The sequence below is a fragment of the Solibacillus kalamii genome (assembly GCF_002174535.1).
In the GTDB taxonomy this organism is placed as follows: Bacteria; Bacillota; Bacilli; order Bacillales_A; family Planococcaceae; genus Solibacillus; species Solibacillus silvestris.
The window spans coordinates 451,875-466,733 of record NZ_NHNT01000002.1; the positions used below are offsets into that span (position 1 = coordinate 451,875).

Consider the following 14,859-nt stretch of genomic DNA (forward strand, 5'->3'; position numbering starts at 1 on the left):
GTTTGTTAAGAGAATTAAGCATTCGAAATTTTGCTATTATTGATGATTTAACCGTTAGTTTTTTTGGTGGTTTAACTGTTTTGACAGGTGAAACAGGTGCCGGAAAATCGATCATTATTGATGCGGTTAATATATTGGCTGGCGGGCGCGGCTCAACGGAGTTTATCCGCCACGGAGAGAAAAAGGCGGAACTTGGCGGATTATTTCATGTAGATAATAGTCAGCATCCGATTTTTGCAAAACTTGAAGAACATGGGATTGAATCAGAAGAAGACACGATTATTTTACGACGGGACCTGCATGATTCAGGGAAAAGTGTTTGCAGAGTGAACGGCAAACTTGTCCCATTATCTGTTTTGCGTGATATTGGCGGCAGTTTAATTGATATTCATGGGCAACATGAAAACCAGGAGCTTATGGATGAAAAATTCCATATCAATTTACTGGATCATTATGCACATAATAAGCTTCAGCCTGTGAAAGCAAAGTACGATGAAGCGTTTGAAGCGTATCGCCAGTTAAAAAGAGAAGTGGCTGAGCTAAGTATGGACGAGCAGCGGATGGCACAGCGCATTGATTTATATCAATTCCAAATTCAGGAGCTGGAACAGGCCGGATTAAAAGTTGACGAAGAAGAAGCATTGGATGAAGAACGACTTCGTTTAATGAATTTCCATAAAATATTCGAACGTGCGAACATTGCATATTCAGCGATTTCCGATGATGGAACAGGACTGGATTTCATTGGTAATGCCATGAATGCACTGGAGGATATTGTTGCACTCGATCCGAATTTCAAAGAGGCTTCAGAAGCGGTCACTTCCAGCTTTTATGCATTGCAGGATGCAGCATATCAAGTGAAAAATGTGCTGGATGATTTAGAGTATGACGCAGAGCGTTTGAATGAGGTCGAGCAGCGTCTTGCTTTATATCAAAATATGAAACGTAAGTATGGAACGACAGTTGAAGAGATTTTAACGTATCACGAAAAAATCGAAGAAGAGTTGAGCCAGCTTATGAACCGTGATGAAACATTGCAGAAAAATGAGCAACTGCTGGCGAAAATGGAAGCAGATTTAAATAAAATTGCAGAAGAATTGACGACAATCCGCAAAGAAAATGCAATTAAGCTAAGTGACGCGATTATGAATGAACTACGTATGCTGCATATGGAAAAAGCGCAGTTTATCGTTAAATTCGAGCCATTAAATCAGCTAGACGCAAACGGCAAGGATTTTGTCGCATTCTATATTTCAACAAATGTTGGGGAACCACCGAAGTCCTTGCCTAAAGTCGCTTCCGGAGGGGAACTTTCCCGTATGATGTTGGCACTTAAAACAATTTTCTCTTCATCAAATGGTATTACGTCAATTATTTTTGATGAGGTTGATACAGGTGTCAGCGGACGTGTAGCACAGGCAATTGCAGAAAAGATTGCAGCAATTTCAGTCAATTCACAAGTATTATGTATTTCTCACTTGCCGCAAGTTGCTGCAATGGCGGATCATCATTACTACATTAAAAAGCAAGTAGAGCATAACCGTACATTTACGTCGATTACGGAAATGGAAGAAAAGGAACGTATCGTGGAAATCAGCCGCATGATGAGTGGAGCTGAAATAACAGACCTGACATTACAACATGCTTCAGAATTAATTCATATGGCCAATGAACGTAAAGAAATGATGAACTAAATTTAAAAAACGTCTAAAATTAATAAAATTTTAGACGTTTTTTTATTTTTTTAACCGTATAAGTTTCAATGTCCCTAAGCAGCAAGGATTACAACGAATACATTCTAATTTTTCCTCATATCAACAAAATTTTTCCGTTCATAACTCCGTCAAATTTTCACATAGTAAGCGCATAGAGGAGGTGAAGGATTATTAAAAAATGGTCGATACTCGTTGCATTGCTTTTTATGTTATCACCAATAGAAGTATTGGGAAAATCGTTAATTCCAATGGGCCATTCAATTGGCGTTCAGTTGGAGATGCCTTATGTAATGGTTGCACAGGACGTATTATTGGAAAATAGTGAGTGGTTGAAAAAGGGAGAACATATTTTAAAACTGAATGGTGAAAAAGTAAGCCAGTTAGAAGACATTGCCGGCAAAGGCGAATCATTTACACTGACCGTTGAGAATGGAAAGCAACAACGAGACATCAACGTATCAGCTCATGAACTGGTGCATTTAAAACCATTTTTAAAAAGTGAAACTGATGGAATAGGTACTTTAACGTATATCGATCCTGAAACGATGGAATACGGAGCGCTTGGACATCAAATTGTAGATTCTACAATGAAGCAGCCTCCAAAATTTAATGATGGTGCAATCTTTGAAGCATCAATCTCACAAGTGAAGAAAAGTACGCCTGGACAACCAGGGTATAAAATTTCAGTTGTAGATAAATCACAAATGCCACTCGGTTCAGTAATAACCAATGATGTCTACGGAATTTTTGGTAATTGGAAACAATCATTACATGACAGTTTGCATCCACCGCTGGAAATTATACATGCAAATGAATTAAAAAAGGGTAAAGCACAAATCTTAACAGCAATCGACGGAGAAGAAGTCAATTTATTTGATATCGAAATTGACAAACAAACGGATAATACGTTTACATTCAATGTCGTCGATGAACGTCTTATAAAGAAAACGGGCGGTATTGTTCAAGGGATGAGCGGGAGTCCTATTATACAGAATAACCAGTTTGTTGGTGCGGTAACACATATGTTTATCGAAGAACCAACAAAAGGTGCCGGTATTCTTGTTATTGAAATGCTGAAAAAGAGCCCGTACTAAAATACTTTAGACTATACTTTTTAATAAAGTGTAGTCTTTTTTTGCTTTTTTCATTACAATAGTATATAAAGATAAATCGACAAATGTAGAACCATAAATTTCCTTGTCGATAAAGTAAGAAAAGATAATACTTGTTGCTCATTTTTTGTGTAAGAAAAGGAAATTTAGTAATTCTGTCGAAACTTCACTAAAGGACAATGCAAAATAAGAGAGAACGAAGGACAACTGTCATTCATTTTTGTTACAATTGTATTACAAAAGAAGTTTAGACATTTGTAAGAAAACTCATACAATTTGCTATTGTAATGAATATATAAGAAATAGAATTTAAAGGGGGATTTTGTTTGTCAAAGGTGAAAATTGCGATTGCAGATGATAATCGCGAATTAGTAAAAATGATGGAAGTGTATTTTACAAATCATCCGCAAATTGAAATTGTTGCTACAGCATCCAACGGAAAAATCTGTATTAAAATGTTGGAAGAGCATAAAATCGATGTTCTACTATTGGATATCATTATGCCGCATTTGGATGGACTGGCTGTATTGGAAGAAATGTATAACGATGAGCGTTATACACAGACACAAGTCATTATGCTAACTGCATTCGGACAAGAAGATGTAATGAAGCAGGCTGTGAATTACGGTGCTTCTTACTTCATGTTGAAACCTTTTGAGTTTGAGCAGCTTGTTCAAAAAATTCTGCATTGTGCAGGCAAGAAAGTCGAACAGGAAAAACGTGTACCGGTTTTATCAACGAACACCCCTGCAAAAATGGATACACGCTTATTGGATACAACGATTACAGGCATCATTAAAGAGATTGGTGTACCTGCACATATAAAAGGATATGCTTATTTACGTGAAGCGATCCAGATGGTTTACAATGACATTGAATTATTAAGCTCGGTTACAAAAATTTTATATCCGGAAATCGCGAAAAAATTCGGGACAACCCCGTCACGTGTGGAACGTGCAATTCGCCATGCCATTGAAGTAGCCTGGAACCGCGGCAGCTATGAGAATATCTCAGAACTGTTCGGGTATACAGTGCACCATATGAAATCAAAACCGACAAACTCAGAGTTCATTGCCATGATTGCAGATAAAATTCGTATTGAGATGGTGGCGAGTTAAGCACTCACTTGAGTTCATTTTGCCTCGGAAACTTATTATTTATTACGAGAATATTACTTTTATATAAACGCCTTCTAGAACAATTGTTCAAGAAGGCGTTTTTTTGGCTTTAAGCCCGTTCTTAGTAAGAGTTGATCATTCGCTGTTCTTATACCAAGCCAAAGGAATTATCCATTCTAGTCGCTATAGTTGAAATGTCTTCATCAACGAATATGAACGTATCCTTCGTTATTATATAACTATCAACAGCTTGCGCTAAATACTCATCATTTTCTAGTATTTCTTTTAATTTTTCACTAACATAGTAACAATCGTCAGATCGATCATAAGAGCAATCTTCTACTTCACTGTCAATGCCGACTTCTTTAAAGTAGTTAGCCATTTTCTTTAAAATATTATCTAATTTTTTATCAGAGAAATACTTATATTCATTGCCGTCAAACATCTTAATATATAAATATTCGAACTTATATTCACTCCATAGTTCCTCCTCATTCATAAGGAATAGGAAAAGAAATCGTTCCTCTGTTTTATCATTTCTATAATATATTTCTTCTGTATTCAATTCATAACTTTTAATTCTTTTTAGAAAAAGCCTTTTGTTATCTAATACAATAACACTCATTACATAATCATCCTTTTACATTCATTGATAATTTATGAGTATTCTAACCTAAAAAGAGATTTTTTAGTCTTTGTGATCACATAAATTGTATTTCGACTTAAAATATTTGTAATTTACGTTTAACAAAAAATAACAAAGGGTAAAATTAAGTAGCAAGGCTAAGAAATTCTTCGTCTTCGTTTTTACCTCCTTTCTTTGGATAATATGTTTGAAAACGTATTGTTCTATTTGTGTCTAGCTGTTGCTGGACACTTTTTTTGTTGTCATAGGATTTTAATATTAATTTCATATTATTAATACAATTTCGAAGTAAAATAGGGGGACAACAATAAGGAGCGATGATAAATGAAACGATGGAAATTCATAATAATCCTGCTCGGCGTGCTGACATTTGTTCTTCTAGTAAGATTTCCGTATGATTTAGAGGCATCCTCTACGATAACAGCCAATTCTCCTGATGAGGTTGTAAAAAAATATAAAGAAGAATTACATGTACAACGTGAGACATGTTATAACGATATATTGCTGCTCGGTACATTAAGCAACTCACAGCTTCAAACGATGGAAATGGAGCTTGAGAATTATTTAAATGAGCTGGGAATATTAAGAAACGAGATCATCGAAAATAATATACACCATCAAAACTTAACCAATTCAATCGAACTAGATATTTTGATGATCAATAGAACACTTAGGGCTATTGAAACACAAGACGAAAGGTACTTAACTGACCTGTCAGATATGTACCATAATTTACTCCAATTTCAACGTTCACTATAATAAAATATTATAGGTATTTTTAAGTTATGAGTCACATGATTTTCATTTATTTGATGGACATGCTAAAAAACCTCCTATTCATCCAATATTTAACTAAACAAATATCGTCTATTTGTATATACTGTAATGTATGAGGAGGTGGAAGGGCATGGTTATTTATGAAAATCATTTTTTTGAAATAATAAAAGAAGATAGAAAAGTATATATCCACACACGTAAACCAGGCTTCATGCTAAAAGATTTTGAAACGATTTTGCGCCAACATCCCCGTATTAAACTTACAAATTTCGCATTATTAAAAAAAGAATTAAATGAAGTTACCGACAAATCGATAGAAATCGGAATATGGCTCCCATCAATAATGATCGAAATTTCACGAGATAAAATGTCAGCATCGCTTTTTGTATATGAGACATCGGAGTATATAAAAGAAAACGTACAGTCCATTCAGAATAGAGTTCAGATACTTTTAGCTGAAAATAACATAACGCACGGGATTTTAAATGTAAATCTGGAATCCATTGTCACTTCGAAGGCAACATTAATTGCGCAAGGTACCCCACCTGTCCAAGGAAATGATGCACAAATTAGCTATTTAGAATTACCTGAGCGGAAACCGGTCATAAGAGAAGATGGTAAAGCGGATTATTATGACATGAACTTCATTTATGAAATTGAAGAAGGCGCATGGCTTGGTGAGAAAATTCATGCACAGCCAGGTACTCCGGGAATAAATATTTTTGGAGAGTCAATTCCTGCTCCTTTTGGGCGAGATTTGCCGTTAAAGTATGATCGGAAATCGGCATATGAGGTCGAGGAAGATGGAAAAACGGTACTTCGATCGAAAATTAGCGGGGTAGTTGAAGAACATGAAGGAATGGTAAGTGTTAACCACCATTTACCGATTGTTGGTGATGTCGGCATAGAAACCGGTAATATTGAATTTAATGGATCTGTCTCGATTAAGGGAACAGTCCAGCCAGGTTTTTCGGTTATTGCAAATGGAGATATTTCAATTGAAGGTCCAGAAGGTGTATCCGGCGCAAAATTGATCAAATCCTTATATGGAGATATTTTCATTCGAGGGGGCATATTCGGGTTATGCGAAACGCTTGTTGAAGCTGCCGGGGATATATTCGTTAAACATGTGAATGACGCCCATTTAGTTGCAGGTCAAAATCTGAATATTGGATTTTATTCATTAGGGTCCAACTTATCCGCACATTCCATATTGGTCGATGAGCGGAAAGGGAAAATTATCGGTGGTACAGCAATCGCAAAAAGTACAATCGTTACGGCATGTACCGGAAATCGATTGGAAAGACCGACTGAATTAATTATTAATAGTATAAATAAAGCACAAAGTCTTGAGGTTATTCAATACAAGGCATCTCTGCTAAAATCAATGCAGGAAGATATGGTGCAGCTAGAGAGTCAAATAGATCGCATCCTACCCGTTATACATACGTTAACACAACGACAATTGGCAGCACTGGAGATAACAAAGCAAAAGCTCGCTTCCACTAAGGAAACAGCGCAAAATTTAGATCGGGAAATTAAACAATTAATGAACGATTTACGTAAAGTTAGTAAAGCAGAGATTCATGTGACGAAAGAAGCATATCCTGGTACATATATACAGATTGGCAAAAAGTCCACTGTTTTGACGTCTATTACAAATGGACGATTTTTAATAGAAAATGGAGAGTTGAATGTATAATGAATGACATACCCATTTTTGCCCACCGAGGGGCATCAAGCTTTCACTTAGAAAATACATTTGCTGCCTTTAAAAAAGCAAAAGAACTTGGGGCAGATGGCATTGAACTGGATCTCCAAGTTTCAAATGATGGTATTTTAGTGGTTTTTCACGATAATGACTTAAAAAGACTGGCCGGCATTAATAAAATGATTAATCAGTGTTCTTATGACGAGCTCATTCACTATAAATTAGGCCCGCGGTTTAAACGGCTGTTTCGTCGTGACCGGATGATTGCTTTTGCTGATGTACTGGAGTGGGCGAATGCAGAAAATATTGCGTTGAATGTGGAGCTGAAAGAATCGCTATTAACGAACGAAAATGTGCTGAAGGAATTATTGCATACGATTACTTTACCTGAAAACAGTCATTTCTCGTCATTTCACGATTCTTTGTTAAAAATTGTGAAAGAAATTCGGCCGGACATCGAGACGGGGTTCATTATTACGAGAAAATTCTATTGGGGAACATTAGAGGAGCCAAATTTTTTTGATGCAATACATGCACATAAAAGGTACTATAAAGGCCAATATTTAGAGGCTTGTAAAACAGCCAATATCGGCATGCGTTTTTACGGAATTCAGGGCAATGAATCTTTTCTGAAAAATCCCCATTCAAGTGTAAAAGGGTGGATTACGGATTTCCCACATTTAGTTCGGGAAGCCCAGGTGAATCGGTAAGTTTGATTTATTATGTGGAGATATCACAATTTTCACCAATTTACTTTCACGTTAATAATTTAGTGACGTGTCACAATAACTTTACTCTTCCTGAAAAAAGAGATAACTGAATATATGAAAAAAATCAAATTTCCTCCCAGAGAAAAATTTGATTTTTTTGTTGTAGACCTATTTCTGCCAGCGTTCGGATACTTTGCCGTGCTTGCGATCCCGATGCAGTAAAAAACCTGCAAAAAATAAAAATGAAACGGCAAAAAAGATGGCACCAACAATGAATTGTAACCAAATCCATGGAAATGGTGAAATTAAAATCCCGAATAATGTATCCCGCATAAATTTTATCCCTGCAGCCATTAAAATTGCGGGAATGACTAGTACGATAAATGCAGCCATACGTGCCATTTTCAAACCTCCTTCAAATAAAAACAGTGAATGAAACAATGTCTCTGATTATTTTAGTATCACTTAATTTTACAATGCAGATAGAGAAAGTCAATAATCGGGTATAGATTCATAGAATGGAAATATAGGCAGGTGCAAAAAATGCCTAAATAACTATATTAGGATAGTTAGTTTAAAAGTAATTTCATCCGGTTTTCAAATGCACTTATAGGTAAAAATTGTCCGAATATTCTAATTTAAATTAAATTGGGGATTTCTAGTTGCATCCTTTTAGATTTATAAGTATTGTAAAAATAACGATAATAAAATTATACAAATTTAAGTATTTATTATCTCTAATTAACAGAAAATAATAATATACGAGAAAGTAAGCGCTTTCTTGAGTGGAGGGGTATAGTGTTATGGAAATTTTCAAGTACATGCAGAAATATGATTTTGAACAAGTAGTCTTTTGCCAAGATGAGGCATCGGGGTTAAAAGCGGTTATTGCTATTCATGATACAACATTGGGTCCAGCTCTTGGGGGTTCGCGCATGTGGACATATGCCTCAGAGGAAGCAGCTATTGAAGATGCACTACGTCTAGCACGCGGCATGACTTATAAGAATGCGGCGGCAGGCTTAAATCTAGGTGGCGGAAAAACAGTTATTATTGGAGATCCATTCAAAGATAAAAACGAAGAAATGTTCCGTGCATTGGGACGATTCATTCAAGGTCTGAACGGTCGATATATTACGGCGGAAGATGTAGGCACAACGGTTGCCGATATGGATTTAATTCATGAAGAAACAAATTATGTGACAGGTATCTCACCGGCATTCGGCAGCTCTGGCAATCCATCGCCAATTACAGCATACGGTGTATTTTTAGGGATGAAGGCAGCAGCAAAAGAAGCGTTTGGGGATGATTCGCTGGCAGGTCGTAAAGTAGCGGTTCAAGGTCTTGGGAATGTTGCGTATACATTATGTGAATACTTGCATAATGAAGGAGCGAAACTAATCGTAACTGACATTAATCAGCAAGCAATCGACCGTGTCGTTGCAGATTTTGGAGCGGTAGCTGTAGCACCTGATGCGATTTACGAACAGGATGTGGATATTTTCTCACCATGTGCACTTGGCGCAATCGTTAATGACCAAACGATTCCGACGCTCAAAGCGAAAGTTATCGCTGGATCTGCAAACAATCAGCTGGCAGAATCAAGACATGGTAAGGTACTGCATGATTTAGGAATTGTTTATGCACCGGATTATGTGATTAATGCAGGCGGGGTTATTAATGTTGCAGACGAGTTATACGGCTATAATCGTGAGCGTGCAATGAAGCGTGTTGAAACGATTTACACAAGCTTGGAAAAGATTTTTGCAATATCAAAAGAAGAAGATATTCCGACTTATTTGGCAGCAAACCGTTTAGCAGAAGAGCGTATTGCTCGTGTAGCGAAATCCCGCAGTCAGTTCCTACAAAACGAAAAGAATATATTAAACGGTCGCTAAGACGCGATTACGAAAGAAGAAATTGATTTTGTTACTGGAAAAAAGGGGTGTCGGTTATGGCAAAAGATTATGATGTCGTTATTTTAGGCGGGGGCACAGGCGGTTATGTAGCCGCAATCCGTGCATCACAACTCGGACTGAAAACGGCAATCGTCGAAAAAAACAAAATGGGGGGTACTTGCCTGCATGCGGGCTGTATTCCGACAAAAGCATTGCTCCGAAGTGCGGAAGTATATGTGCAATCGAAAAAGGCACTTGATTTTGGGGTTGAAGTGAATGACGTCAAAATCGACTTTGAACGTGTCCAACAAAGAAAGTCTAGTGTTGTAGATAAACTTTACAAAGGCGTTCAGCACTTGATGAAAAAAGGGAAAATCGATGTATATGATGGTTTCGGCCGTATTTTAGGACCATCTATTTTCTCCCCGATGCCAGGTACAATATCGGTGGAAATGAATGATGGCACAGAAAATGAGATGCTTGTGCCGCAAAACGTCATCGTTGCGACAGGTTCTCGCCCTCGTACATTGGACGGTTTGAAAGTTGATGGGAAAAAGGTGTTCACGTCAGATGAATTTCTGACGATCGAAAAGCTTCCGAAGTCAGCCATTATAATCGGTGGTGGTGTAATCGGTGTCGAGTGGGCGTCGATGCTCACTGATTTTGATGTAGAAGTCACGATCATAGAGTTAGGTGACCGTCTGCTGCCGACTGAAGATGCAGCAATTTCAGCGGAGATGCTGAAATCTTTGAAAAAGCGCGGAGTGAACGTTCATTTCAATGTAACACTCGATCCTTCGGCAATTGATACAAAGGAAAATGTATCGCTTCAAGTAAATGATGAAACCATTTCAGCGGAAGCACTTTTACTTTCAGTTGGAAGGGTAGCAAACACGGCAAATATCGGCTTGGAAAACACAGAAATTGAACTGAACAATGGATATATTTCAGTAAACGAACATTTCCAGACGAAAGAACGTCATATATATGCTATAGGAGACGTTATCGGCGGTATGCAGTTGGCACATGTTGCTTCACATGAAGGAATTCGTGCTGTCGAGCATATTGCGGGACAGAATTCGATTCCTCTACATTATGCAAATATTGCACGAGGCGTCTACAGTAATCCGGAAGTCGCAAGTGTCGGACTTACAGAAGAGCAAGCAAAAAACAACGGCTATAAAGTTGTGACAACGACATTCCCGTTTAAAGCGATCGGTAAAGCGATTGTGTATGGTGAAACAGCAGGCTTTGTGAAAGTAGTTGCGGATGAAAGTTCGAATGATGTTGTCGGCGTCCATTTAATTGGACCGCATGCAACGGATTTAATATCTGAAGCTGCACTTGGCTTGTTTTTAAATGCCTCGCCATGGGAAGTTGGACAGATGGTGCATTTGCATCCTTCATTAAGCGAAATCATCGGGGAAGCCGCGCTGGCGATTGAAGGGAAAGCGATTCATTTTTAAGAGTGACAAGGGGGTATTTTATGACTGACATTACAACAATAACACATGAACAACTTGGGTTAACGGATGAAGATGTACTGAAAATGTACGAAACGATGTTAATGGCACGCCGCATTGATGAGCGGATGTGGCTGTTAAACCGTGCAGGAAAAATACCGTTTGTTATTTCATGCCAAGGACAAGAGGCAGCTCAAGTAGGTGCTGCCTTTGCACTTGATCATACAAAGGATTATATTGCGCCGTACTATCGTGATATGGGGGTTGTCCTTCATTTTGGGATGACGGCAAAAGATTTAATGCTTTCGGCGTTTGCGAAAGCAGAAGACCCGAACTCTGGCGGGCGTCAAATGCCGGGACACTTCGGGCAAAAGAAAAATCGTATACTTACGGGTTCTTCTCCTGTAACGACACAAGTACCGCATGCGGTCGGTGTCGCACTTGCAGGGAAAATGCAGCAAAAGGACTTTATCACATTTGTAACACTCGGTGAAGGTTCGTCAAACCAAGGAGACTTCCATGAAGGGGCAAACTTTGCGGGAGTGCATAAATTGCCGGTTATTATCATGGTAGAAAACAACCAATATGCCATTTCTGTTCCGGTTGAGCGACAACTGGGCTGTGCACAAGTATCTGACCGTGCAATCGGCTACGGGATGCCTGGTGTAACGGTAGACGGCAAAAATCCGCTGGAAGTATACAAAGTGGTGAAAGAAGCGGCTGATCGTGCTCGACGCGGTGAAGGACCTTCACTGATCGAAACGGTTTCGTTCCGACTTACAGCCCATTCTTCTGATGATGACGATCGTCAATATAGAACAGCTGAGGATATTGCAGAAGGAAAAGCAAAAGACCCGATTATTTTATTTGAAACATACTTAAAAGACTGTGGTGTAGCAGACGATGCGTTATTGGAACAAATGAACAAAAAAATTATGGATACTGTCAATGAAGCGACAGATTATGCAGAAAATGCAGCTTATGCCCCGCCAGAACATGCATTGCGTTTTGTGTATGCGGAAGGAGAAGATGCGTAATGCCGGTAATTTCTTATATTGATGCGATTAACTTAGCAATGAAAGAAGAAATGGAGCGAGATGACAGTGTCTTCGTATTAGGTGAAGATGTTGGGTTGAAAGGCGGGGTGTTCAAAGCGACAACAGGCCTGTATGACCAATTCGGGGAAGCACGCGTATTGGATACACCGTTAGCTGAAAGTGCGATTGCCGGTGTTGCAATTGGTGCAGCGATGTACGGCATGCGTCCAATTGCTGAAATGCAGTTTGCGGACTTTATTATGCCTGCTGTAAACCAGATTGTTTCGGAAGCGGCGAAAATCCGTTACCGTTCAAACAATGACTGGAGCTGTCCTTTAGTTGTGCGTGCACCATTTGGTGGGGGAATTCATGGTGCCCTTTATCACTCGCAATCGGTTGAAGCGATGTTTGCAGGTACTCCTGGCTTGAAGATTGTCATTCCGTCAACACCGTATGATGCGAAAGGGTTATTAAAAGCAGCCATTCGCGACCCAGATCCGGTTCTGTTTTTCGAGCATAAACGTGCATACCGTCTTATTAAAGGGGAAGTGCCGACAGATGATTATACATTGCCGATCGGAAAAGCCGATGTGAAGCGTGAAGGCGATGATGTGACAGTTATTACGTATGGCCTTGCAGTACATTTTGCATTGCAGGCAGCAGAGCGTCTAGCAAAAGACGGTATCGAAACGCATATTTTAGATTTACGTACTGTTTACCCATTAGATCAAGAAGCCATTATTGAAGCGGCAAGAAAAACAGGGAAAATTCTACTGATTACTGAGGATAATAAAGAAGGCAGCATTTTGGGTGAAGTGGCGGCCATCATTGCTGAGCATTGCTTATTTGAACTGGATGCACCGATCAAGCGTCTCGCAGGTCCGGATGTTCCCGCAATGCCATATTCACCAACAATGGAAAAGTTCTTTATGATTAATCCTGATAAAGTAGAAAAAGCAATTCGCGAACTCGCAGAATTCTAGTTAATAGAATAAGGGACAGAATATTTAAGCTACAATTTTGTAGAGAAACGAGTTGATTGGAATGGAAGGGAGGCGACTCCTGCGGGAACAGCCCGTGGGAGAGACTACAGGCTCGAGCCGGGCCCGCGGAAAGCGTCCTCCCTGAAATGGAAATCAACTCATATATTTTGAGATGCCCTTATTTAATTCAAGTATCTATATTTGGCTTGCAACTTTTTTGAGCAAAGGCCTATTAGTTAAAGGGGGATTGTTTAATGACAATTCAAAATATCGTCATGCCGCAACTTGGAGAAAGTGTGACAGAAGGTAAGATTGAACGCTGGCTTGTCCAAGTGGGAGATAAAGTAAATAAATATGATCCATTAGCAGAAGTGACAACAGATAAAGTTAATGCTGAAATCCCTTCTTCGTTTGCAGGGGTAATTACAGAGTTAATCGCAAACGAAGGTGAAACGTTGCCGGTAGGCGCAGTTGTATGTGCAATTGAAGTGGAAGGCTCCGAAATGCCGCCAGCTCCAGTAGAAAAAAGTTCGAATGTCAGTTCGGCGATTTTAAATGCCGGCTCGCAGAAGAAAGAAGAAGAAAAACCGGCAGCGAAAAAAGAAGATAAACCAGTTCGCACAGAACGCAAACCTGGCCGCTTTTCACCTGCTGTTTTAGCATTGGCGAATGAGCACGATGTCGACTTGGCACAAATTACCGGCACAGGTGTCGGCAACCGGATTACAAGAAAAGATGTCGAAGCATATGTTGCGGCAGGTAAGCCGACAAATCAGGATATTTCGAATGATGAACAACCAACAGCATTCGCTGAAACAAAACAAGAATCATCTTCGCAAGTGTCAGCTCAAGGCTCTACACAAGAACCGGTATCGTCGCCTCAGCCGAAACAAGAGGTTCCAGTTGCTGCTGGAGACATTGAAATTCCGGTTACACAAGTGCGTAAAGCAATTGCAAAAAATATGCTACGCAGCACCCATGAAATTCCGCATGCATGGATGATGATGGAAGTGGATGTGACAGAGCTTGTTGAATACCGCGACAGCATTAAAGAAGATTTCAAGAAAAAAGAAGGATTTAATCTGACGTATTTTGCTTTTTTCCTAAAAGCGGTCTCCCAGGCGCTAAAAGAATTCCCGATCATCAATTCTGTTTGGGCGGAAGATAAAATTATTCAAAAGAAAGATATTAATTTATCGATTGCCGTTGCAACAGATGATGCATTATTCGTACCGGTTATCAAAAATGTCGATGAAAAATCAATTAAAGGCATTGCAAAAGAAATTAATGAATATGCACATATTGTCCGTAATGGAAAACTGAAATTGGAGCATATGCAAGGTGGTACATTTACGGTTAACAATACTGGTTCGTTTGGTTCTATTCAGTCAATGGGAATTATCAATCATCCGCAGGCAGCTATTTTGCAGGTGGAAAGTATTGTAAAAAGACCTGTAATAGTACAGGGGAATATGATTGCTCCACGCTCTATGGTGAATTTATGTTTATCATTAGACCATAGAATTTTAGATGGTATGATTTGTGGGAAATTCTTATCTCGTGTGAAAGAAATTCTCGAAAATGTCGATAAAGAGAAGATGTCAGTCTACTGAAAACGCCGTGAAAGCCTGTAAAATAAGGCTTTCACGTTTTTTTTCTCTTTATTGTCAGAACATTCTCGTGTAAACT

At 38.9% G+C, this 14,859-nt stretch carries 13 protein-coding genes; 11 read left to right on the forward strand and 2 right to left on the reverse strand.

The annotated features are described in order from the left end of the window. Positions 1–2: 2 nt before the first annotated feature. The 3 genes from recN (at position 3) to spo0A (ending at position 3,945) form a co-directional block, all read left to right on the forward strand. Positions 3–1,694 carry a DNA repair protein RecN gene (gene recN / locus CBM15_RS05925; RefSeq protein WP_087616214.1) on the forward strand — a complete coding sequence of 564 codons (1,692 nt, stop codon included), beginning with the start codon at positions 3–5 and terminating at the stop codon, positions 1,692–1,694. A 227-nt stretch (positions 1,695–1,921) separates the two neighbouring features. Next, entirely contained in the window at positions 1,922–2,809 is an 888-nt protein-coding gene (locus CBM15_RS05930; RefSeq protein WP_239534684.1) for a SpoIVB peptidase S55 domain-containing protein, read from the forward strand. 344 nt (positions 2,810–3,153) lie between these two features. Continuing rightward, positions 3,154–3,945 (forward strand): sporulation transcription factor Spo0A, encoded by a 792-nt coding sequence (gene spo0A, locus CBM15_RS05935; RefSeq protein ID WP_014823486.1) that lies wholly within the window; start codon positions 3,154–3,156, stop codon positions 3,943–3,945. 148 nt (positions 3,946–4,093) lie between these two features. On the opposite strand, the gene CBM15_RS05940 is transcribed toward spo0A, so the two are convergent. After that, on the reverse strand, positions 4,094–4,570 hold the full coding sequence (locus tag CBM15_RS05940; protein ID WP_087616216.1) for a DNA polymerase III subunit alpha: 477 nt from the start codon (positions 4,568–4,570) through the stop codon (positions 4,094–4,096). Between the two features lie 345 nt (positions 4,571–4,915). Here CBM15_RS05940 and CBM15_RS05945 point away from each other — a divergent pair, with 345 nt between their 5' ends. The 3 genes from CBM15_RS05945 (at position 4,916) to CBM15_RS05955 (ending at position 7,789) form a co-directional block, all read left to right on the forward strand. Continuing rightward, positions 4,916–5,350, forward strand: coding sequence for a hypothetical protein (locus CBM15_RS05945; RefSeq protein ID WP_087616218.1), 435 nt, complete (start codon positions 4,916–4,918; stop codon positions 5,348–5,350). A gap of 148 nt (positions 5,351–5,498) precedes the next feature. Next, entirely contained in the window at positions 5,499–7,070 is a 1,572-nt protein-coding gene (locus CBM15_RS05950; RefSeq protein ID WP_087616220.1) for a DUF342 domain-containing protein, read from the forward strand. After that, positions 7,070–7,789, forward strand: coding sequence for a glycerophosphodiester phosphodiesterase (locus CBM15_RS05955; protein ID WP_087616222.1), 720 nt, complete (start codon positions 7,070–7,072; stop codon positions 7,787–7,789). The genes CBM15_RS05950 and CBM15_RS05955 overlap by 1 nt, the downstream gene beginning before the upstream one ends. 168 nt (positions 7,790–7,957) lie before the next feature. On the opposite strand, the gene CBM15_RS05960 is transcribed toward CBM15_RS05955, so the two are convergent. Then, complete coding sequence (locus CBM15_RS05960; protein ID WP_087616224.1) at positions 7,958–8,191, reverse strand: DUF2627 domain-containing protein; 234 nt, start codon at positions 8,189–8,191, stop codon at positions 7,958–7,960. Between the two features lie 401 nt (positions 8,192–8,592). Between CBM15_RS05960 and CBM15_RS05965 the strand changes: the two genes are divergently transcribed. The 5 genes from CBM15_RS05965 to CBM15_RS05985 all read left to right on the forward strand — a co-directional run bounded on the left by CBM15_RS05965 (position 8,593) and on the right by CBM15_RS05985 (position 14,783). Next, the gene (locus CBM15_RS05965; protein ID WP_087616226.1) at positions 8,593–9,687 is read left to right on the forward strand and encodes a Leu/Phe/Val dehydrogenase; all 1,095 of its coding nucleotides are present in this window, start codon (positions 8,593–8,595) and stop codon (positions 9,685–9,687) included. A 56-nt stretch (positions 9,688–9,743) separates the two neighbouring features. Beyond that, positions 9,744–11,153: a dihydrolipoyl dehydrogenase gene (gene lpdA, locus CBM15_RS05970; protein WP_087616227.1), complete on the forward strand. Its 1,410-nt coding sequence runs from the start codon at positions 9,744–9,746 to the stop codon at positions 11,151–11,153. 20 nt (positions 11,154–11,173) lie between these two features. Continuing rightward, positions 11,174–12,187 (forward strand): thiamine pyrophosphate-dependent dehydrogenase E1 component subunit alpha, encoded by a 1,014-nt coding sequence (locus CBM15_RS05975; protein WP_008404211.1) that lies wholly within the window; start codon positions 11,174–11,176, stop codon positions 12,185–12,187. Continuing rightward, positions 12,187–13,170 carry an alpha-ketoacid dehydrogenase subunit beta gene (locus CBM15_RS05980; RefSeq protein WP_087616229.1) on the forward strand — a complete coding sequence of 328 codons (984 nt, stop codon included), beginning with the start codon at positions 12,187–12,189 and terminating at the stop codon, positions 13,168–13,170. The genes CBM15_RS05975 and CBM15_RS05980 overlap by 1 nt, the downstream gene beginning before the upstream one ends. A gap of 254 nt (positions 13,171–13,424) precedes the next feature. Next, positions 13,425–14,783: a dihydrolipoamide acetyltransferase family protein gene (locus CBM15_RS05985; RefSeq protein ID WP_087616231.1), complete on the forward strand. Its 1,359-nt coding sequence runs from the start codon at positions 13,425–13,427 to the stop codon at positions 14,781–14,783. Positions 14,784–14,859: the final 76 nt, after the last annotated feature.